Genomic DNA, 21,253 nt, shown 5'->3' with positions numbered 1-21,253 from the left:
GACCGTATATTATGCTAAAGCTCTTTGGCGAATAGAGTGCGCCATAGCCTCCACCCCATTACCACGATTAGCTGATAGAGCCTTTACCAAGCCAAGGTCATGCAAAAAGGAGGACGGAGTGGCTAAAATCTCCTCCCGTGTACGACCAGAATAGACGTGTAATAATAAAGCCACTAGCCCTTGCACAATCGCAGCATCGGAGGCCCCTGCAAAAAATAAACGACCATCGCGCTCCTCTGCCTCTAACCATACTTGGCTTTGGCAACCCGGTATCCGATGAGCATCATCTTGCCACTCTTGCGGGAAGGCTGGGATTTTGCGCCCTAATTCGATGATATATTGGTAACGCTCCATCCAGTCATCAAAGAGAGCTAACTCATCCCCAATCGCTGCAATGGCATCCGCAGCGGTCTCTCCCTGCGCTTGGACAAAGCAGGATGTGTGATGAACCATGCTTTTACCCCCCTCTAAGGCCCATAGACCGCATCATCATAACCTGCTCTGTTAAAATGAAAACCTCTATGCTTTTAAAAGAGGAAGCAAGAGCTGCATCTCCGTCCCCTCTCCGGGAGCTGTTGTGACCTGAACATCACCATGATGAGCGAGAACGAAACTATATATCCCTGCAAGCCCTAGCCCCGTCCCTTTACCGGCTTCCTTCGTGGTGAAGAAAGGCTCAAAAATATGGCGTTGGACTTCCTCACTCATACCGCTTCCCTCATCCCGCACGGCTAAAAGGAGCGCATACTCTGTCTCACAATCAGCCGAAACAGCCGGCAAAGCATAAGCGATACGGCGCGCACTTAATGTTACAATACCACCTTGCGGCATCGCATCCCGCGCATTAACGCATAGATTGAGCAAAGCCATCTCACATTGCTCTGGACAGGTAAGGACAGGTGGGAGTGGCTCAGCTGGGAGGTCCAACACAAAGCGAATCGCTGGGGTCGCCCCATGAAAACTCTGGCGGAACAAGCTTGCTCGCTCTTTTAAAAACGCTATTATATCCAATGGCCTAACAGCGCGCTCACTCTTACCTGCGCGTGCAAATTGCACCAAACGCCGTGTAAGGCTTTGCCCGCGCCCTATAGTCTCATGCGCTTGGCCTAACCATTTCTGCTGAATGGCTTTTACAGTATCGTCTGGAGATGCCTCTCCGTCCATCATATCCAAACAACTAGAGAGAATTGTCAGAAGATTGTTAAAATCATGCGCGACACCAGCAGCTAAGCGGCCTAACGCCTCTAAACGCTCCCCCTGATTAAGCCGTGCTTCCATCAACACACGATTCGTCACATCTCGATCCATGCTGACTTGCCAAGCCTCGGCTCTTTCAGCTCCATCTGGCCAGTTTAGAGCGATACGCGCTACTTCATGCCAGACTGTTTGGCCCTCATCCGTACCAACCTCCAACAATTCTTCCGCCTGCCCTTCCCGGCGTACAGCCTCACGCATACGCGCAATAATAGGGCGTAAGGCTGGCGTGTAATGCTCACTTTCCTCCAAACTGCTACAAGCCCGATTACTGCGGATACATCGCCCAGCAGAATCGGAAAAAACAAGACCGAAGGGCAGACTCTCCATCAAACCGCGTAATAACGCTTGCTCCGTCCTCAATGCTCGTTGGGCCTGCCATGTTCTATGGGCTTCATAGACCAAGCTGCGTACATGGTCCCCTTCCCACGGCTTATGCACATAAGCGACAATATGCCCGTGATTCAACGCCGCGACTACGGCATCTAAATCCGCATAGCCGGTGAGTAAAATTGCCCGCGCATCCGAGAGGGCACGAGCTTGACACAAAAATTGGTCCCCCGTCATCCCCGGCATGCGTTGGTCTGAAATGATAACGGAAATCTCTTTATGATCTTTTAACAATACCAACGCTTTGCATGGGTCCGTCACAGTGAGCAGCGTGCAGCTATCCTCCAATAAATCGCCTAAGGCGATGAGAATCTCCTCCTCATCATCCACCAGCAAAACACAAGGCTTACCCACATCATCCCAAGGCTTGCTCATACAGCCCCTTTACTCTTTTGCATATTCTCGTTCCTTTGGGTTCCGCACAGCCCAACCCTCTGCTGTTTCCTCCACGGGCAACTGTATGACAAAACACGCCCCGCGCCTGCCACCATTCTGGCTTGGTTTATAAGTATCCCGGACATCAATGCTCCCCCCATGAGCTTGCACAATGCCATGTACAATGGATAATCCTAGCCCCGTCCCCTCTCCTTGTGCCTTTGTGGTAAAGAACGGATCAAAAATCCACGGTCGAACGCTCTCCTCAATGCCAGGTCCATTATCGCTCACTATAATTTCATAAATATTATCATATAAATACGTTTCTAGCCGGATAAGCCCTTCCCCCTCTAACCGCCCCTCACGCTCTATCTCATGCAAAGCATCGGCGGCATTCGCAATCAAATTAATCACAGCTTGATGAAAGAGCGTCTCCTGACAAATCAATGTCAATGGAGCTTGGAGCTGACATTCAACATAAATGGCCTTCCCCAGCCTATGCCGCACAAGGGCTAGGCCTGTTTCTATTACTTCTGCCACATCGACCTTGCTCCAATGCCCTTCCTCCAAACGGGAAAAACGGCGCAAGCGCACCACAAGGTCGCGTATCCGCCCAAGGCCGGTCTTCATCGCCTCTAACCGCAGCAAAGCCCGCTCTATAGTCTTATAATCATCCCCCTGCACATGGCCTTCTAAGCGCGTTAAACAACGTTGGATTGTATCAGCATGGCCCAGAGTAAACGCCAGCGGATTGTTAATTTCATGGGCAATCCCCGCCACAAGCTCACCCAGCGATGCCATTTTCGCTGTCTGTACGAGCCGCGCTTGAGTTTGAACAAGCTCATTATTCATCTGAGCAAGTTCGCTATTCGCTTGAGCGAGGGCTTCCGCTAGGGCGGCTTGCTCTTGCGCAGCTTTTAACGCCAAGGCTGATTGTTGGCGTTCCATCTCCCGTTGGCGAAACGCCTCATTCTCCCGCCTCCGCCGTACCATAGCGCGAATACGCAATGCCAACACCATAGGGGGCATATCGCTTGGCACGAGGTCTTCCAACCCGGCCTCCAAAAATGCCACACATGATTCCCCACGGAACCGCTCTGCCTGAATAACCCCTAACATCCGAAAAGGAACGCTCCCTTGCGTCCGTAGGGTTTGGCGACGTTGCTCTAGCAAATGACAAAAAGCAAGGTCTGCCTCGCTATCGCGCATATCCTCTAAGACGATACAATCGGGCCCATCAGGGGCAGTGAGCCAACCTCCCTCTAAAAGCTCACTAGAGCGCGCTACCGTTGTAACGGTATGACCATCACGCCATAATAGCTCACCCAAACCGGGCGCATCAGCCTCCACATCACCTTCGCTCGCCCCACTGAACTCTGAGAAGGAGGGATCGTTCCAAAAATCTTGTAGCAATTCATCATCAGGGGGGCGCACAATCACCACACGCGCGCGCCGCATCTGCCAGTGGGGATGACGGTGCCGTTTTTCCTCCGCCAAATGTAAGAGCGTACGCACCCGTAATAACAGCAAAGCAGAATGAGCCGTGCTGGAGAGATAGGCATCCGCCCCACTCTCAAAACCATCAAGCTCTACCCGGGGAGAGACATCATCGGTCAACATTAAAACAGGTATATCTTGCATAGCCGGAATCGCCCGCACCCGGTACACAAACTGTCCAGCACTCATCCCCTCTTGCAGGGTGCAGCAAATAACCATATCCACCTGCCGCTCACGCTGTTGCGTCTCCACAATCTCCAGCATGGCTTCTGCCTCTTGTCGGCAGGTTACCTTCATCCCCTCCCCGCATAGCAATTTATAAACACGGCTATGAGCTGACCCGGCGGGGTCAAGCAATAAAATATGAGCCTCTTTCTCATCCATAGTAGGTAAGATTTGCATTACGCCTCTCTAGAAGCTAGGTGCAGACAGAGGATATAATATGAGACGGTTGCCACGCACCTATCCCACCTCTACTCTTTTTATCTCATGTTCTGCTTCATTGTCCTACAGGAAGGTCCCAAATATTCATGAATACATCACCCTCACCACTACACCCCCCACGCCATGACCGTCTTGCTGCTAATGCGCGTACCCCTCAGCGGGGCCTTCCTATCCTAGGGCGTGTTGTACTGACCGTGATCTGGGCAATCTTCCATTTCATCTTCAGTTTCCTCATTCAATTGGCAGAACTTTTTGCCCCTATCCTCCTCATCATTGGTGTGGGCTGGTCGCTCATCCCGCATCTCATTGCTCTCGCCAGTGCTAATCTCGGCTCCCTAACCGAGGACCCGCAGACCCACGATATCGTCAGCCATATTTCTCACACACTTCCCAACCAACTCATCATTGCTGGACATCTCTTCACACCACATAGCCTGATTATGGATGGTTTATTGCTTATGGCCCTTGCAGCGGCCTCCTCCACAGCAACGGCATGGTTAGCACGGCGTCTCTAAGGCTTTACATTATCATGCGGGTTATACAATCGCCCTCACTTCATGGGTGGGATAAGGTATGATTACACTCCATAACCTCTCCCTCCCCACAAGCCCGGCCCTCATACAAGGGGGACTGCAATCCCTCTCCCTTCAACTCCAACGAGGGGAGGCTTTATGGGTCGTTGGGCCAGCCGAATCAGGCAAGACAGCCTTGCTGGATGCCTTAGCCCTGCGCCGCCCTGTTGCTGGTTCTGCAACTATTTTAAATGAGCCACTAAGCCCGCACTTTCCCGCCCGCACGCGCCAACGCTTACGCCAGCGCATTGGCTATATTGATGCAAATCCCCTCTTTATGGACCGCCTCAGCCTTGCCGATAATATCGCTCTCCCCCTAGAGTTGGCCCATTTTCGACATGCTGAAATCCAACGCGAGACGGAGGCAATTCTGCAATGGTTCGGCCTACAAGACCATGCACAGGCCCTCCCAACCACACTGAGCCACACAACCCGCCTCCGCGCTGCATGCGCACGTGCCTTAATTACCCATCCTTCCTTGATTTTAGTCGATGAACCAGCGCTCACCCTATGCCCAGAGCTACAAGAGCATCTTTTATCCACCATAAAAGACCTCGTCCAAAACGGGGCAACGGCCCTTTTTGCAATGCGCACACGCCCGCCGGAAGTCTCCTTCCCAGAGGCCACCCTCACCTTGCCTTATAATCCCCCTGCCCCCACAGAAGACGAAAAAGAGGAGACACCTCCCTCTCTCTTTGCCCCGCTTACCCCCATGGCTCCTACCTATGAAGGACGCTTTTCATGACACGTCTTGCCCGTGCCCTCTCATGGCCAAGCAGTTGGTCGCTCCTGATTGGTGTATGCCTCCTTACATGGCTTTTGGGCCTAAGCCTTGCTCTACCTTACGGGACAAGCCGTGCAACGCACCAGTGGGAAGAGCAAGCTACATCTTTTGTCGTCATCGCCTTACCGCAACAAAATGACAAAATTGATGCGCTACAACATGCCGTGTCTGCCACCTTCCCCGGCACAGAGGTAACGCGTCTTTCGGACCAAGAGGTTGCACAAACACTTGCTCATTGGTCCACACCATGGCCGGGCCCGCTCCCTACCCTCATCACCCTCCATTATCGGGGGGACATCGCCACGCTCACCACACTAGCGCAGCGTTATAAGCCTGATGCGATGGTCATCCCACCACCACATCAACTTGAGAAGCTCGCGCCATTTTTAGCAAATATCCGCCAAGCAGCTTGCCATATTGCGCTCGCTATGGGCGGTGCTATTGCCCTTATCGCCCCAGCCTTATTGTACCTCATGGCACGCACGACCGCCTTCGCTAATGCTCAACAACGCCTCTTGCTGCTCTCATTAGGCGGTAACCCCACCACGCTGCATCATATATTTGCGCGGCGTCTTGCCCTCATCTCCGGTCTTGGGAGCCTCATAGGCATAGCCCTGCTCCTGCCGACCTTCATAGCCCTCACTAGGGCATTACGCCCTCTCCTGCGTCTGCCCCCCCTTACAGACCCACTCCATTTTACAACCCTGCTTCCCCCTATATTATGGGGAAGTCTAGCCCTTTTGCCGGTCCTTATAATGTGCCTTAGCGGGGGCCTCGTTTACCTGCTTTGCCGCATGCAGGACCGCACAACATCATGAAGCAAGCCCTCGCCATAATAGGGCGCGGCTGTTTTGCCGTGGCCACTATCGTAAGCTGGGTGTTGATTGGCGGGTTTGTCTATTTTTGTGCCGATGCACTCCGCCCCCCGCCGGACCTCCAAAACATCCCTGCGGATTGTGACGGGATTGTCGCCCTTACGGGAGGAAAGAACCGTATTGAAGCCGGGATTGCGCTGCTTAAACAACAACCACAACGCTTACTGCTTATCTCAGGCGTCTCACCGCATACGGAGCTAGGCCATATCCTCTCTGCCACAGGGACAGGACCACTCCCACCTACTTTAGCCCAGCATATCAGCTTAGGCCACCAAGCGGTAACCACCATTGGCAATGCGTGGGAGACAGCGCAATGGGCTACGCAAAAGCATCTCCATCATCTCATCATCGTCACAGCGGGCTATCATATGCGCCGCTCTTTGTTGGAGTTCCACGATATTGCCCCACAATTACGCTTAACCCCTTACTGGGTGCAGCCCCCTGCGATGAGTCCGCCATTGCATTTCCATACGGTTCTCCTCATGATGAACCAATATAGCAAATTAATTGGGGCGTTGCTCCGCGTTATAATTTTACGCCAAACAGACTACGCCCAAGAAGGATTCCGCCCGCCCCCACCTTCATAATCTGCTCCTTACGTGATGAGGGATGCATATTTCCCTTGCTCTAAAGGGAGATTCTACGTCATGAACAAGAATCATGATGAGTTTCTTACGCGGCTTTTTGTTTAATCTCTATTTGTTGGTCCTCACCCTCCTTATGGGGGTTGTGGCCTTCCCTATCCGCCTGCTCAACCGGCGCGATGCGGCCCTTGCTTACGCAAAACTATGGTCGCGTGCCGTCCTATGGGGGTTAGAACGGCTTTGCTCCATCCGCATTGTCATTACGGGGCAAGAGAATCTGCCTGATGGCCCGGCTTTGATTGCCTCCCAGCATCAATCCTTCTTTGATGGATTTGTGTGGATGAATCTCGTCCCCTTACCTGCTTATGTCATCAAAAAAGAACTCACCTCCATCCCCCTTGTTGGCCCTATGCTTGTGTTGAGCGGGATGATCCCCGTTAATCGCGCAGGTGGCTCCAAAGCTCTGCGTGGGATGATGGAGACTGTTGCCAAAGCCCAAACAGCAGGGCGGCAGATTATCATCTTCCCCCAGGGTACGCGCACCCAACCCGGCCAGACAGCTCCCCTCCAAAATGGTGTGGTCGCTCTTGCCCGCCAAGCAACAGCTCCTATCATCCCTGTTGTTACAAATTCGGGCCTATTTTGGCCTCGCTCCCCATGGCGGAAATATCCCGGCACGTTGAAGGTCATCATCGGCCCGCCTCTTTCCCCCACAATGGCAGGGCGCGCTTTAATACCAGCTATAACAGACGCATGGACGCACCTTTCCCAAGAGCATAACCTTCCCCTAAGCCCTGTGGAAAACTCTGTGGATGTGAAAAGCTCCCCTTCATAATCAGCGTCATAGATGAAATAATGCCCCTTGCCAAAATAAAAGGGGCATCCTTACATAACATCATGAAATATAAACTTTTTTGTCAGATTCATGCCTCTCTTTCTCCTTTTCCACAGCAATCCACAACCAATAGATTGCTGTATAACCCCTGACAAAGAGGCTGGGGACAAATGAACACCCCACCTTATCTTCATCGCTATTTCAAGAAGCTCTACCCGATACGGCCTTCTTGGCGAGCGGTGCGTTTGCTCTGCTATGGTTTCATCGCGCTTCTACTATGCACTTGGGGGTTATATCACCGTACACAGACCATCCTCTCCCGCCAGCTTGACCAACTTGCTGTGCAATCCCTGCCCTCGGATGGACCAGACCCTACGCTAAACATACGCCTCTCCCGCGCTAAGGGCTGGCCTTTTGGCGCGTGGCGGGAGCTCTCTGGCGTTTCCTTCCATACTCATCTGAATGGGGCGGATGTTGTAGGGGCGACCCCGACCCTCATCCTCGGAGGCAATTGGCTAGACTGGGCGCGGACCATCACCACGCAAACCAAACTCCCCCTCCGTATGCCACAAAGCACCATTCTACGCCTCGTGCGTAATGGGGAAAGCTTGACATTACGGCTTAACAAAACGCGCCTGCTCATCAGCAAAAGCATGATGCCCTGCCCTGCTTTAACGGCGCGCTGCCACAACCACACAATGCCCCTCTACCACGCTTATTTTCATATAGCGCAATTAGAGATCGCCGCCTCGCATCTTCCTTATACCGTAACCCTATCGCGCCCTACAGGCAGTATTCGCTTCGCCCCGCAATCCCTCGTAAGGCCAGACCCTGCTTTACAAGATAGAGCCCTGCTCTCCGCCTCTATCACAGCAGAGCGTTTATCCTACCCCGATACTATGCTCAAAGAGTTCGACATCACGCATTTACGCACTCTGTTTGCCCTTTTACCCAACCTATATTCTGCTGCGTCACACACACCCTCCCAAACAGCCCAACCCAATTTACTCCTCCGCTTACGCTTACATGAACTCAGCGCGACATTCCGCCCCCTCGCTGCTAGTGAACAAAACACCCCACCCCCGCATCTCTCCCTTGGGGGGACACTCTATGTTCCTTCATTCTCTGGGGTCATATCTGTCAGCCTAACAAATTGGCAAAGCCCGCTACATCTGCTCATACAAAGCCAATGGTTCCAACAAAATGTGCCGATGAGCTTACGCTCTCTATGCCACGAGCTGATGACAAACCCACGGATGGAAACCTTAGCCACCCGCCCGCTTACTGTGAGTATCCCGCTCGACCATGGCGTACCCCCTGGTTTATCATCCTCCTCTACGAGGCTACATTCCCTCGCAGAGCATTTACGCAAATTAGACCCGACCCCTTGATGACATACCAAACCCTCTGCCCGACTGACCTCATCACTGTTTTAATGACCCTCGGCCATGAAGCCCCTCATGTCGCATTATTACGGCATGACCAAAACACCCCCACTTTTGAAGAAAGCCATCACTCCCTCCAACAAAGCCTATGCCATTGGGCAGAAACCTTAACACACTGCCCGATTGGCTATATGGAGCAGCTTTATACCTTCAGCTCCTTTCCCATGCAGGGGGCGATACCGCATATTCACATTACTTATCTCGCCCTCAGCCCCAGCCATCCCCACGCCTGCCACGGCTCCCTCTATCAACATTTCCCGTGGGAGGACCGCCGGAGTGAAACGGGCAATGCTCAACTTGCGCAATTCATCACCGCTATTGAGCAATGGGCCACACACCACCCAGACCGCCAAAGCCGCATCGCCCCCGCCTTTGGGCTATATGACCTGCCCTGGGATGATACACGCGTCCTAGAACGCTACGAACTGCTGTGGGAATCCGGCCTTGTGCCACGCACACTCCCTACAGCACACACCACACCACACGGGGATGACCGCCGCCTCCTCGCTACGGCTCTTTCCCGCTTGCGCGCCCGCATCCGCTATAGCCCTGCAGTGTTTGAGCTCCTCCCTAAGGCCTTCACACTCTTACAACTCCAACAAGCGATAGAAACACTCTCTGGCCGGTTTATGCATAAGCCAAACTTCCGCCGCCTTGTGCTGCATCAAAACCTCGTGGAAGAAACCGGAGCTTATGAGCGTTTTACTGCCGGACGACCTGCCAAGCTCTACCAGTTTCGCCCTGCGGCAATGGCCTCTTGTTACCTGGGGTCGGCCTTCCTCCCCATAGAGGCAGCGCATTAATCACACCATAAAATCCTATAAAACACTTGCAAGGAAGCTATTGCGCCCCCTATTATGCTCATAGTGAGTATAAATCATATAAGGACCTCTCCATGATGCAGGCCGTTGCTACGTCTCCCTCTCGTGCGGCGTTATACAGCCCTGTGGCCTCTCTTATGGCGCGGCAGGACTGGGAACGGCTCTTTGCCGAGGATATTGAGGCGATCTTAGAGCTCAAACGCAAACATAATGCGGTCATTCTCGCTCATAATTATCAAACGCCGGAAATCTTTCACTGCGTGTCCGATATTCGTGGGGATAGCTTAGCCCTTGCTCGTGAAGCCCAAAATCTGGAGCAAGATGTCATCATCATGGCTGGTGTTCACTTCATGGCTGAGACGGTCAAGCTGTTGAACCCTACAAAAACCGTCCTCATCCCCGATGCTTTGGCGGGGTGCTCCTTAGCTGAAGGCATCACAGCAGAAAATGTCCGCACCTTGCGGGAACGTCACCCCGGTGTGCCCGTTGTAACCTATGTAAATAGCTCCGCCGCAGTAAAGGCTGAGACGGATGTTTGCTGTACCTCTGGCAATGCGCGGCGTGTTGTGGAGAGCCTCGGCGTGCCAGAAGTCATCATGATTCCCGATGAGTTCCTCGCACGGAACATCGAGCGGGAGACGGGCATTAAGATGCATACATGGTCCGCCCGTTGTGAGGTGCATGAGCGTTTCACCCCGCAGGAAATCCGCCAATATCGGCGTATGCATGGCCCGCTCCATATCATCGCCCATCCAGAATGTTCCCCCGATGTTGTGGCTGAGGCCGATCATGCAGGCTCCACTGCCAGCATGATGGACTATATCGCCCAACATAAGCCCGAAAAGGTCATGCTCATCACCGAATGTTCGATGAGCGATAATCTCGCTGCGATGCACCCACAAACCAACTTCATCCGCCCCTGTAATCTTTGCCCGCATATGAAGCGCATCACGCTCAAAAATATTCGTCAGGCCCTAGAGACCATGAGCACAGAAGTCACCATCCCAGCCAACCTCCAAGCCCCGGCGCGCCGTTCAGTCGAGCGCATGTTGGCCATTAAGTGAGGGCACGTCCCATGCAGGGAGATAGCCTCTCCCGCTATGCTGGCTGGCCCATCATCATCGGGGCCGGTCTGGCGGGGCTTATGGCCGCGTTGGAGCTTGAGGAGCCATGCCTCATCCTCGCCCCCAGCTTCACAGGGGAAGGCACAGCCAGCACCCTTGCCCAAGGAGGCATGGCCGCCGCTATTGGCCCAGAGGATAGCCCCGCCCTCCATGCCGCAGATACACTCAAAGCCGGGGCAGGCTTATGTGACCCCGCCATGGTCCAGCGCATCACCGAGGCCGGGCCGCACGCTGTTGAAACGCTGCTCCGCCTTGATGTCCCCCTCGCACGTGATGAGGCAGGTCAACTCGCCCTGCATTTAGAGGCCGCCCATAGCCGTAAGCGAATTGTCTTTGCCGGGGGCGACCGTAGCGGGCACGTGATGTTGCATCACACACTCCAAGCCGCCCGCAAAAAAGAGACCATCCATTGGCTTGAAGGCACGCTAGAAGGGTTTTACGCACCTGATGGCAGCCTCCAAGGGGTATGGAGTTCCGCCGGGTTTATCCCAACAGGCCGGTGTATTTTAGCCAGCGGTGGTTGCGGCGGGTTGTATCAACATACCACCAGCCCATTAGCAAATCGTGGCATTACACTCGCTCTTGCCGCTCAGGCAGGGGCCACATTACGGGATATGGAGTTTACGCAATTCCACCCCACCGCTCTTATCGCAGCAGAACCCACGCACCGCCTCGCCCTCATTAGCGAAGCCGCACGCGGGGCGGGAGCCGTACTGCGTTTGGAAGATGGTTCCCGCTTTACAGAAGAACTCGCCCCGCGCGATGTTGTTAGCCGTGCTATCGCTGCACAGCTCCAGCAAGGCCACCGCGTGTTTTTGGATGGCCGCACCCTACCGGGCGGGGCCTTTAGTGCGCACTTCCCCGCTATTACGCAGGCATGTCACGCCGCAGGATACGACCCTGATAACCAAATGCTGCCTGTTCAACCGGCCATGCATTATCACATGGGCGGGCTAAAGGTGGATCATAAAGGCCGGACCACGCTTCCCGGCCTCTGGGCCTGTGGGGAAGTGGCCTGCACGGGGCTACATGGGGCCAATAGGCTTGCCAGCAATTCATTGCTCGAGGCTCTCTTATGCGGGCAATGGGCAGGGCAGGATGTCAATGCGTGTGTAGCGGATGCGTCCCCTACCATCGTGGCCGCACCACCCTGCCCTACCGCCTCAACGGATTGGCCTTTGCGGGTGGAGATGCAGCATCATCTTGGTATCCTCCGCACCCGTACAGGGATAGAGCAACTCTTAGAGCGGACCCTCCCTCTTGCACGGCATAATCTATGTGCCCTTACAGCCTCTTTCATCGCGTGGGGGGCTTTGCACCGCCTAGAGCAACGCGGCGCGCATTGGCGTGATGATGCCCCCGGCCTCCAACCTGCCCGCCATTATGACTGGCACTTACACGACCTCCCCTTATAAAACGGATTTCCTCATGGCTCTTGAAACTCTCTTTCTACCCGACCTCCTTTGGGAACCTGTCATTACCACCGCCCTACGGGAGGATTTCGGCACGGGGGGCGATGTAACGACCCAATCACTCCTTGCCGGACAACCATCCTTACGGGCCAGCTTTGTTGCTCGGCAAGCAGGACGATTAGCCGGTCTCCCCGGTGCCCGCTTGGCCTTCTCCTTGCTAGATAAGGACACACGCTTCACCCCGCTCAAGCAAGACGGTGACCACATTGCAAAAGGCGATGTCCTTGCCGAGGTAGAAGGCCCTGCTAGTGCCGTGCTAGGGGGTGAGCGCGTCGCCCTTAACCTCCTCTCTCACCTTAGTGGCATTGCAACCATGACAGGGCAGATTGTCGAAGCCGTTGAGGGTACAGGCGTGCGGGTATGCTGCACACGCAAAACACTCCCCGGCTTACGCGCTTTGCAAAAATATGCCGTCCGCGCTGGTGGGGGGAGCAATCACCGCCATAGGCTTGATGATGCGATTATGCTCAAAGATAATCACCTTGCCCTTTTTGGCAGCACCATTCCCGCAGCCCTAAAAGCAGCACGCCAACGGGCTGGGCATCTCATGAAGATTGAATTAGAGGTCGACTCCCTCGCTCAACTGGCCGAGGCCCTTGCATGCCCTTATGGGCCGGATGCGTATTTGCTGGATAATATGACACCGGACATGCTGCGCGAGGCTGTGCGTATGGTCCAAGGCCGCGCTATTACCGAGGCTTCCGGCGGGATTACACCAGCTACAGCCCGTAGCATGGCAGAAAGCGGGGTGGATTGTCTCTCCCTCGGCTGGTTGACCCATAGCGTCACCGCCCTTGATATTGGGCTCGACATCACCACCGCCTAACCCCTTTTGTTAGAATTGGTCCTTCTGCTGTCGTAACTGCGCTAAGGCCTCTACCGATGGAGCGGTAAGGAAAGGGTTTGTCTGCCGCTCTACCCCTAACGTTACTGGGACAGATGGCCGCCCAGCCTCGCGCAGACGGGCAACCTCCGCCACACGCGCCTGAAAGGCAGGGCTATCCTGCCCAAGAGAGGCGATGAACTTTAAATTACCCTGCGTATATTCATGACCGGGGCATAGCATGGTCTCATCAGGGAGGGCATCAAACTGCCGAAAGCTTTTAAAAAGCTGCTCGGCTGTGCCCTCAAAGAGGCGACCACTCCCCCCGCTAAAGAGCGTATCCCCACTAAAAAGGGCAGGACGCTCCCCTTCTAGCTCATAACAAAGATGATCCAGCGTATGCCCCGGCGTTGCAAAAACATGGAAGCTCAGCCCCGCTAATGAGAGCTTCTCCCCACCCTTTAAGGGATGATCAATCTCGGCAATATCAGCGGGACCATAAATGGGCGCATGATAACGCTCCCGCAATACCGCCACCCCACCGATATGATCATTATGATGATGCGTTAATAAAATGGCAGCGGGAGGCTGCTCTCCCAACAAGGTCATCACAGGGGCTGCCTCGCCGGGGTCAATCACCACCCAAGGCATGATCGCACTCTGACGCACACACCACACATAATTATCTTTAAACGCGCAAAGCGGCTTAATCTCTACCGTCATAAGGCCCTTACCTCTCCAAAACCATCAGCCCTTAAAATGGATGTCGCCTCCCTAGGTGGCAACACCCGCTCCACCATTGTTTTATGCAGCGTACCTCATAGAAAGACTTGACCCACCCGATAGGTGACGTATGAGTAATGATATGTCACTTATCAAATCATTCAAACTCGTTCTTGCGCCGCCCCACCGTGCGGCTACTCCATTCCTGACAGCGGGCCTGCTGACAGCCATTCTCGGGCGGCTGACACCGTGGCGTCTCACCCGCGCGGTAGGCACGGTCGGATTCGCCTTTACGGGATTCTGCCTCTATTTCTTCCGCAACCCACGCCGAACATCCCCACAGGGGGATAATCTCGTCCTCTCTAGTGCTGATGGTCGCGTAACGGGCGTTTCTCTTGTTGCGCCTCCAGCTGCTTTGGAGATGGGCAATACCCCCGTATGGCGGGTTTCTACCTTCCTCTCTGTCTTAGATGTCCATGTAAATCGTATGCCCGTTAGCGGGACTGTCTCTAAAATTGCCTATCATGCAGGCCGGTTCCTCAATGCCAGCTTAGATAAAGCCTCCGAGCATAATGAGCGGAACGAGCTGCGTATTACACTTGATGATGGCCGTCAGCTTGCCGTTGTCCAAATTGCTGGCCTCATCGCACGGCGTATCCTCTGTGATGTGCAAGAAGGTGAACGTGTAAAAGCGGGCGAGCTTTTCGGTCTCATCCGCTTTGGCTCCCGCACGGATATCTACCTTCCCCCCGGCATCACCCCTGAAGTCTTGGAAGGACAGACGATGATTGGTGGTGAAACCATCATCGCACGGCTCTGAGCCATCGCCATGCAAAAACCTACATCTGGTAAAGTCATGGTCCGCCGTTACCGGCGCAAACGCCGCCGTGTTCATGGCCGTTCCTTCAATCGCCTAGTGCCGAACATCCTTACCATGCTCGGCCTCTGCGCGGGGCTAAGCGCGATTAAATTCTCCATGACGGGGCACTTCACCCACGCAGCAGCGGCTTTGCTCATCGCCGCTTGTATGGATGGGCTAGATGGCCGCATTGCCCGCCTCTTAAAAGGAACATCCCGTTTTGGGGCGGAGTTTGATAGCCTTTCGGACTTTGTGTGTTTTGGTGTCGTCCCGCCCTTTATCCTCATGCTATGGGCCTTACCTGCGACAGAGCGGCTCTCCTTCATCCCTTTCATTTTATTCACCGTGTGCATGGCCTTACGCCTTGCACGGTTTAATTCTGCTTTGGATGATGATACCGCGCCGGAATATGCCGCTAACTTCTTCTCCGGTGTGCCGGCTCCTGCCGGGGCGGGGCTTGCACTTTTCCCCGTCTTTTTAGGGTTAGAAGCCCATCGCAATCACTTAGAGGGGGTTGCTCGTTTTGCTCACTCCCCGTGGTTGGCCGCTACCTGCTTGATTGTAACGGCGTTCCTCCTTGTCTCGACCTTGCCTATTTGGTCGTTTAAGAACTTTAAGGTCCCCTCCCGCTATATTCTACCTATGCTGGTCGGCACGGGTGCTTATGCGGCTATTCTGATTGCAGAGCCTTGGGGGGCCTTAGCCGCTGCGGGCATAATTTACCTTATTATGATCCCTCTCTCACGCCGTTCTTATTGGCGGCTACGCCGCGAGGCAGAGGATTCTTGGGAGACTGTAGAGGATGACCCGCCCTCTGCTAATTCCACCAAGGCGTGAAGAATAGCCTCTGGTGAAGGCGGGCAACCGGGGATAGTGCTATATACACGGCTAAGGGCAGCAATCCCACCTAGCGTTGTGTAGTTACTTCCCCACAGCCCGCCATTATAAGCGCAATCCCCTATAGCAATCAGGCTGCGCCCGGGGGGCATAGCCTCCCATACGCTAGCTAATCCCCCCGCGCTAGAGCGCGTCACTGCCCCTGTTACGAGCAACCAATCAGCATCTTGAGGATGTTGTACGCGCTCAAAGCCACTCCCCTCCAGCGGATAAGCACTCCCCCCCAGAGTGATCAGCTCCATCGCGCAGCCTTCACAACTGCCTGTCTCTAACGTAAAAAGACGAATATCTCGTCCGCCACGCCGCTTAGAGTGGGGCCGCCATTTTTGTACATCCAGAAAAGCAAGGAGCATTGTCAATGGTGCTGGTTGCATGATCTAGTCGTACTCCTTCAAAACAGCGTATAAGATTATCCTATACACCGAAAGGCCATCTCTCCCAAAAGGAACTCTCTAGCCTTATGAACCCCTCATCTCGCCGCCATATTTTGCTTATCGCCAACCCTATTGCTGGCCATTACACAAAAGAGCGACTCACACATTTTGTCGAGCAGTTGGAGCAAACAGGCTGTGATGTACAGGTGGAACTCACCCGTGCCCAAGGCCATGCGGCGGATATTGTGCGAGCTTATTTAGAACGAGATGAACAAAACGTACCAGATATCATCATCGCTGGTGGCGGCGATGGCACCATTGCTGAAATTGCTCAAGCGATGATGAAGGCCTCTTGCACCCTTGCCCTTTGGCCTATCGGCTCGGCTAATGTCCTAGCACGCGAGCTTAATATCCCCTTTGATGATGCCGAGAATGTAACCCTCCTCGCCCGTGGCACGCGCTGTAGCGTCTGGCCGGGGCAAATAACAACAGCGGACAACACAACCCCGACCCTGTTCCTCCAAATGGCAGGGGTCGGCCTTGATGGATGGATTGTCCAGAATCTTTCACCCGTACTTAAAAAACGCATAGGGCGCACAGCCTATGTTCTTACAGCCTTACAGCTTGCTATCTCCAAACGGCTTCCCCCCTTCAAAACGCGTGTAGATGGCGTCTCTTACCGCACCGTTTTAAGCATTATCTCCAAAGGGCGGCTATATGGGGGGCCTTTTGCGCTTTTTCCTCACAAGCTCCATCGGCAGCCTGCTTTTTCCGTCCTACTGCTCCACCGGCTTAACCCGTTGCTCATCATCTGGCAGCTCATCATGATGCGCCTCAGACGGAAAACATATTCCAACACTGCTTTTACCATCCTCACAGGGGAGAAAATCACCTGCGACCATACCAGCCCTATCCCCGCCCAAAGTGATGGGGACTTCCGCGGCACCACGCCACTCCAAATTACTAGCGCACCAACCCTTTTAAAGATTATCGCTCCCCCCCAACCACGGGAGCCTTCCCTCTCAAAGCGCAATAGCGGCAGGCGATAAACCTAGGGATGCTAACATCATCCCTAGCTGCTCTGGCGATTGCCCCTCCAACACGAGGCCCAAAATAGCCAAAAGTGGCAAAGCCGGGTCGCGTATCTGTATCTTTGTAATACGCCCCGCTTCAAGCTGAAGATGATACCAAACATCCCCGCGCGCGCCCTCTGCGACCCCAAGCCCTTCATCCGTCCGCGGGATGACATTCCCGTCCCGCTCCTGCCCAAAGGACGCCATAATCTGCCCTATAATACGCAACGATTCCTCACATTCTGTCATGCGTTGACGATGGCGCGCCCAAGCATCACCCTCATGCCGTACCGCACCGCCTAAAGCCTGCACACGCATGCCTTCATCCATGAAGCGAAAATCCACATATCGCCCGCTAGCTCGACCAACCGCACCCCCTAAAGCGTAATCCCACGCCAAAGCTGTCGGAATAATAGCAATATTTTTCAGCCTATTATTAAACAGTCCCATAAGCTGTTTTATCTGTATAAGACGTGGCCGCAACATTGATGATAAAGCCTGCATGAAAGGCAAAATCTCTCCCCCCTCACTCTGCCCTTCTAGTGTGATGCTATTGGTCAAACGCCGAGAGAAGCCATAATCCGCGCATAGAGCCGCTAGAGCTTCCCGCGCATGCTCACATATGCTTCCAAGCAAACCCGCACCCACGTGTTGCGCTGTTTGGCTGAGGTCAAAAAGATGCACCCCGATGCGCTCTACCTCCAATAGAAGGAGCCGCCTATCCCGCTCATATGGGTTAGGGCGGCGGCCTTCAGCTTGCTCTATGGCCCGTATAAATGCCAAAGGATGCGCTACAAATCCGCTCGCTGTGATGCGGCTTATCAGCGGCAATGCCTCTTGGGGGGACAACCCCATCAAACGGGAAAGCACACCGCGATGCCCAGCGGCAATCTGCACCTCTATTTGCTGCATCGCACCTTCAGAGAGGGCATAATCAATCCCCAGCAAACCCGGCACTTGCGTCTGTGATGGCTCCATCCGGCAGGCAGGCAACGGCTGCCCCATACCATCAGCTACAGGCAACGGATGAGCCGCTAATGGTGTTATTAGGGACCAACTCCCATCATCAAGCGCAGGACTATCATCCCGAGCGGACCATGCTTCTACCCCCCATAAATCCCGCGCCATGCGCTCGCCCCATTGTGCTGCGGGAAAATAAGGCGACACAGCTTGATAATGTCCCTGCTCTATAGCCGTACTCACCAGCAAAGGTTGCTCCCCCGCACATAGGAACAAAGCTGTTGCCCAAGACTCATCGGCCCAAAAGGCCAATAAAGCCACTCTGCGCTCATTTTGTTGGAGGAAATGCAGCCAACCTGCCGAGGATACACGATAATGGAACAGCCCTACCCGTTCCCCTCCCTCTAAAATAGGGTCCTCCATCATCGTCCAACCCCTCTCACCATTTGAATGGCTGGCTCTGGCATAAGCCCCATAGCGAACAGAGCAATCCCCAACAATGTTAAGGCCCCTAACAGCACCAATAACAGCCTTATAAGGGTATCATGCCATCGCCACACCGCTAAGAATGTTTGCGGCAAGCTCTCCAGCTCCAACCCGCGCAGCCCCATACAAAGGCAGATAAACAGCCCCACGCAAGCTGCCCTCCCTAATGATGCCGCTAGCACAATAGACACCATCATAAGGAGAGGGAGCATCATCTGCATGGGTAAAACCGTTAACCCTCCGGGGGGTAGTCTGGTATAACCCGCCTCGCCTCTTATAACCGCCTCCCTCTCGCACACCACACGCAACGATGCGGCGAGTAAAACTGCGCTATAGAGCCATAAAAGCACCAGCCTTTGCCCCGTCCCCGCCGCAAGTACAGCAAAGCCAAGCACCCATGTTAATGACGGTACGCGCCCTTGCTTTCCTAAAACCACACTCCCGAGGGCTAAAAGCCCAGCAAGTACCATCAAAGACCGTGCCAGTGGGGTCACCATCACCAAAGGCAGCAAAAAAAGCGGGACAAATCGCAACCCGACATCCAACAATGCTAACTCTGCCCGGCTAGAAGCCCTATGGCCCAAGCCTGCCATCATGCACAACCCGGTTAAAGCGAACACCTGCCCGACCTGCAAAGCCGTGTCCGCCGTGGCAAAAACGCTCCCCCCGCGCATAACCATCAGCCCCACACTGGCAAGCACCACACCACTTAGCCGTAAGCGCACCACCTCCCATGCAGGCATAGCGCGCCGCGTGGCACGCCCATCCCACCATGCAAGTAAGACCGTCCCGGCAGCATCAAAAAACAGCGCAGCTAAAGGCGGGCGCAATAATAACGCCATAAAAATACAACCCGTCACCAAGAGGGGGACATACTGCTCCATCCCCGCACGAAAAGACGCGCTATGTTGATCATTTAGAGAGTGCGCCTCGCCCTTACGCCCAGCCAAAATAATGACAGCTATGCAGGCTTCCAGCCCCAAACAAACCGCTTGCCCCCAGCTTATATGGGAGGAGCACCCTAGCAAAGCTAGCGTACTCAACCCCGCGCCAAGCCACGCCATGGCCCCAGCTTCCTCTGGTCGTTTTGCGGCCCAAAGCACCCACACCACCAGAAAAGGCCAACAAAATAACCCTAATAAAATAGGTGAGGCGAATAAGCCCGGCGCAAAGGCCGCAGCGGCGAAGGCCATTAATCATCCCCCACACGCCACCACGCTAAACGCGGCAGCAGGACCAGAGCCAAAAACACCAATACACCCCACAGGGCTAACCCCGTTACAAATACGCCCCAAGACGACAAAAGACTCGCCATAACCAACAGCCCATCCACCGCCATAGCAAGCCCGCAAAATTGGGACAGAGCTTCTCCACATACCGCTGCACATAACCCCGCTAGGACCAGCCCGATGCCAAATGTGGGGACCAAACCCAATCCTGCTCCAAAAAAAGCCAATACAAATTGCAATAATAGCGTCAGCACCACAGGCAAAATCTCACGCCCACCGTTAGAAACACGCCGCTGCCCAACAGTAAAATGCCATATCACGCCCCATAGCAATAGGTTCGCGACAGGTAAAACTATAACAGCTAACCCAGCGATCCATCCCGTCCCTGATGTTCCAGCAATCGCCGCACATACAACGCCATAAAGCGGCAACCAGCGACCATCCCGCCCTAGCGACATCAATAACAAGACCAAAGCGCATGCAAATCCCGCCATCATACGGCAAATCGTCCCGCCAAAGCCATTAAGCCTGCTAGGCCAAGTAATAACGCAACAAAATGACGGTATCGGCTCAGCCCCGTAGCCCGCCCTATGATGATAAGGGCTGCCCCGCCCATAAACCGCCCAATGAAACCGGCCACACTTCCCAGCCCTTCTAGCCCGAATAGCACCGGTAAAAGACTATCCCCCACAAGCAGCACCCACCCTAGACGATAAAGCTCTAAAATCCTCTGTTTTTGGTCACGCTCTGCACGGCTAGGCGGCCAAGCCTGCTCTATCATCTCAGCAACCAGAACCTCACGGCGCGGCACAGGGGTGAGGAACGCCAATGCCACAGCACAGCATAAAGCTGTCCCTGCCAAACTAGAGCCAGGGGCGGCAATAAGGAGATGATGCACCCCCAAAAAACCCGTCACGCCCGGTGCAGCAAGGACGAGGAAAGATTCCATCAAGCACAGAACAAACCAACACCGCACCACTTGCCCAAAATAAGAAGGCGCAGCCCATAAAGCCCCCGTTAAAATAAGGCTCCCCACCAAAAGCGGGTCTGCAAGCCATGCCCCTACCAGCCCTAAGCAGGAGGGCATTATAAAAGACATCCCCGCCAAAATAAGAAGGGCTAACAGGGCAAGCGTCAGCATCAACCCGCTTTCTACATCAATACCGTGCCGTAAAATCTCCCGCCCAAAATGCCCGAAACGCCGATAACGACTACCCAATGGGGCTACTGCGCGCCCTACCAAAAAGGCTGGAACATCCTCCATCACCCAAACCATAAGTGGCACTACTGCAAGCAATGCTACACTTTGGCACACAAGCTCTAACCCTAGGCGCACGCCATCTATAAAGTATGGCAT

General features: G+C 54.3%; 22 protein-coding genes. 13 read left to right on the top strand and 9 right to left on the bottom strand.

Annotated features, from left to right (window positions below):
• Window positions 1–9: 9 nt before the first annotated feature.
• The 3 genes from NQF89_RS07500 to NQF89_RS07490 all read right to left on the bottom strand — a co-directional run bounded on the left by NQF89_RS07500 (window position 10) and on the right by NQF89_RS07490 (window position 3,918).
• Window positions 10–453 carry a SufE family protein gene (locus tag NQF89_RS07500; RefSeq protein WP_155573576.1) on the bottom strand — a complete coding sequence of 148 codons (444 nt, stop codon included), beginning with the start codon at window positions 451–453 and terminating at the stop codon, window positions 10–12.
• 66 nt (window positions 454–519) lie between these two features.
• Window positions 520–2,019, bottom strand: coding sequence for an ATP-binding response regulator (locus NQF89_RS07495; protein WP_155579502.1), 1,500 nt, complete (start codon window positions 2,017–2,019; stop codon window positions 520–522).
• Between the two features lie 9 nt (window positions 2,020–2,028).
• Complete coding sequence (locus NQF89_RS07490) at window positions 2,029–3,918, bottom strand: hybrid sensor histidine kinase/response regulator (protein WP_155573578.1); 1,890 nt, start codon at window positions 3,916–3,918, stop codon at window positions 2,029–2,031.
• Between the two features lie 128 nt (window positions 3,919–4,046).
• On the opposite strand from NQF89_RS07490, the gene NQF89_RS07485 reads away from it, so the two are divergent.
• The 10 genes from NQF89_RS07485 to nadC all read left to right on the top strand — a co-directional run bounded on the left by NQF89_RS07485 (window position 4,047) and on the right by nadC (window position 13,298).
• On the top strand, window positions 4,047–4,475 hold the full coding sequence (locus NQF89_RS07485; RefSeq protein ID WP_155573579.1) for a hypothetical protein: 429 nt from the start codon (window positions 4,047–4,049) through the stop codon (window positions 4,473–4,475).
• A gap of 58 nt (window positions 4,476–4,533) precedes the next feature.
• Entirely contained in the window at window positions 4,534–5,277 is a 744-nt protein-coding gene (locus tag NQF89_RS07480; protein ID WP_266137886.1) for an ATP-binding cassette domain-containing protein, read from the top strand.
• Window positions 5,274–6,134, top strand: a complete 861-nt coding sequence (locus NQF89_RS07475; RefSeq protein ID WP_266137885.1) for a hypothetical protein — start codon at window positions 5,274–5,276, stop codon at window positions 6,132–6,134. Before NQF89_RS07480 ends, NQF89_RS07475 begins: the two co-directional genes overlap by 4 nt.
• A complete protein-coding gene (locus NQF89_RS07470) occupies window positions 6,131–6,778 on the top strand; it encodes a YdcF family protein (protein ID WP_155579506.1) in 648 nt (215 codons plus the stop codon). The genes NQF89_RS07475 and NQF89_RS07470 overlap by 4 nt, the downstream gene beginning before the upstream one ends.
• Window positions 6,779–6,854: 76 nt before the next feature.
• Window positions 6,855–7,610, top strand: a complete 756-nt coding sequence (locus NQF89_RS07465) for a lysophospholipid acyltransferase family protein (RefSeq protein ID WP_155573729.1) — start codon at window positions 6,855–6,857, stop codon at window positions 7,608–7,610.
• 170 nt (window positions 7,611–7,780) lie between these two features.
• On the top strand, window positions 7,781–9,001 hold the full coding sequence (locus NQF89_RS07460; RefSeq protein ID WP_266137884.1) for a hypothetical protein: 1,221 nt from the start codon (window positions 7,781–7,783) through the stop codon (window positions 8,999–9,001).
• A complete protein-coding gene (locus tag NQF89_RS07455; protein WP_155573584.1) occupies window positions 9,001–9,858 on the top strand; it encodes an NUDIX hydrolase in 858 nt (285 codons plus the stop codon). Before NQF89_RS07460 ends, NQF89_RS07455 begins: the two co-directional genes overlap by 1 nt.
• Before the next feature lie 95 nt (window positions 9,859–9,953).
• Complete coding sequence (nadA, locus tag NQF89_RS07450; RefSeq protein ID WP_407652361.1) at window positions 9,954–10,940, top strand: quinolinate synthase NadA; 987 nt, start codon at window positions 9,954–9,956, stop codon at window positions 10,938–10,940.
• 11 nt (window positions 10,941–10,951) lie between these two features.
• A complete protein-coding gene (locus NQF89_RS07445; protein ID WP_266137882.1) occupies window positions 10,952–12,415 on the top strand; it encodes an L-aspartate oxidase in 1,464 nt (487 codons plus the stop codon).
• Window positions 12,416–12,428: 13 nt separating this feature from the next.
• Window positions 12,429–13,298 carry a carboxylating nicotinate-nucleotide diphosphorylase gene (gene nadC, locus NQF89_RS07440; RefSeq protein WP_155573586.1) on the top strand — a complete coding sequence of 290 codons (870 nt, stop codon included), beginning with the start codon at window positions 12,429–12,431 and terminating at the stop codon, window positions 13,296–13,298.
• 9 nt (window positions 13,299–13,307) lie between these two features.
• On the opposite strand, the gene gloB is transcribed toward nadC, so the two are convergent.
• Window positions 13,308–14,018, bottom strand: coding sequence for a hydroxyacylglutathione hydrolase (gene gloB / locus NQF89_RS07435; protein ID WP_266137881.1), 711 nt, complete (start codon window positions 14,016–14,018; stop codon window positions 13,308–13,310).
• A gap of 142 nt (window positions 14,019–14,160) precedes the next feature.
• On the opposite strand from gloB, the gene NQF89_RS07430 reads away from it, so the two are divergent.
• Both NQF89_RS07430 and NQF89_RS07425 read left to right on the top strand, forming a co-directional pair.
• Window positions 14,161–14,838 carry a phosphatidylserine decarboxylase gene (locus tag NQF89_RS07430; protein WP_155573588.1) on the top strand — a complete coding sequence of 226 codons (678 nt, stop codon included), beginning with the start codon at window positions 14,161–14,163 and terminating at the stop codon, window positions 14,836–14,838.
• A gap of 9 nt (window positions 14,839–14,847) precedes the next feature.
• Window positions 14,848–15,714, top strand: a complete 867-nt coding sequence (locus NQF89_RS07425; RefSeq protein ID WP_266137880.1) for a CDP-alcohol phosphatidyltransferase family protein — start codon at window positions 14,848–14,850, stop codon at window positions 15,712–15,714.
• On the opposite strand, the gene NQF89_RS07420 is transcribed toward NQF89_RS07425, so the two are convergent.
• Entirely contained in the window at window positions 15,630–16,148 is a 519-nt protein-coding gene (locus NQF89_RS07420; protein ID WP_266137879.1) for an NADH-quinone oxidoreductase subunit B family protein, read from the bottom strand. The two genes, NQF89_RS07425 and NQF89_RS07420, sit on opposite strands and share 85 nt — an antisense overlap.
• A gap of 86 nt (window positions 16,149–16,234) precedes the next feature.
• Here NQF89_RS07420 and NQF89_RS07415 point away from each other — a divergent pair, with 86 nt between their 5' ends.
• Window positions 16,235–17,197 (top strand): diacylglycerol/lipid kinase family protein, encoded by a 963-nt coding sequence (locus tag NQF89_RS07415; protein WP_155573590.1) that lies wholly within the window; start codon window positions 16,235–16,237, stop codon window positions 17,195–17,197.
• On the opposite strand, the gene NQF89_RS07410 is transcribed toward NQF89_RS07415, so the two are convergent.
• The 4 genes from NQF89_RS07410 to NQF89_RS07395 are packed head-to-tail and all read right to left on the bottom strand — an operon-like array spanning window position 17,171 to window position 21,253.
• Window positions 17,171–18,607 carry an NADH-quinone oxidoreductase subunit D-related protein gene (locus tag NQF89_RS07410; protein WP_266137878.1) on the bottom strand — a complete coding sequence of 479 codons (1,437 nt, stop codon included), beginning with the start codon at window positions 18,605–18,607 and terminating at the stop codon, window positions 17,171–17,173. The genes NQF89_RS07415 and NQF89_RS07410 overlap by 27 nt on opposite strands.
• A complete protein-coding gene (locus NQF89_RS07405) occupies window positions 18,604–19,860 on the bottom strand; it encodes a hypothetical protein (protein WP_266137877.1) in 1,257 nt (418 codons plus the stop codon). Before NQF89_RS07405 ends, NQF89_RS07410 begins: the two co-directional genes overlap by 4 nt.
• Window positions 19,860–20,393: a hypothetical protein gene (locus tag NQF89_RS07400; protein WP_155573593.1), complete on the bottom strand. Its 534-nt coding sequence runs from the start codon at window positions 20,391–20,393 to the stop codon at window positions 19,860–19,862. Before NQF89_RS07400 ends, NQF89_RS07405 begins: the two co-directional genes overlap by 1 nt.
• Window positions 20,390–21,253, bottom strand: a complete 864-nt coding sequence (locus NQF89_RS07395; protein WP_266137876.1) for a hypothetical protein — start codon at window positions 21,251–21,253, stop codon at window positions 20,390–20,392. The genes NQF89_RS07400 and NQF89_RS07395 overlap by 4 nt, the downstream gene beginning before the upstream one ends.

Origin of the sequence: Bombella pollinis, assembly GCF_026385485.1 — a bacterium.
Lineage (GTDB): Bacteria > Pseudomonadota > Alphaproteobacteria > Acetobacterales > Acetobacteraceae > Bombella > Bombella pollinis.
Note: the sequence above shows the minus strand (reverse complement) of the source record. Positions and strands in the feature narration are given on the sequence as shown.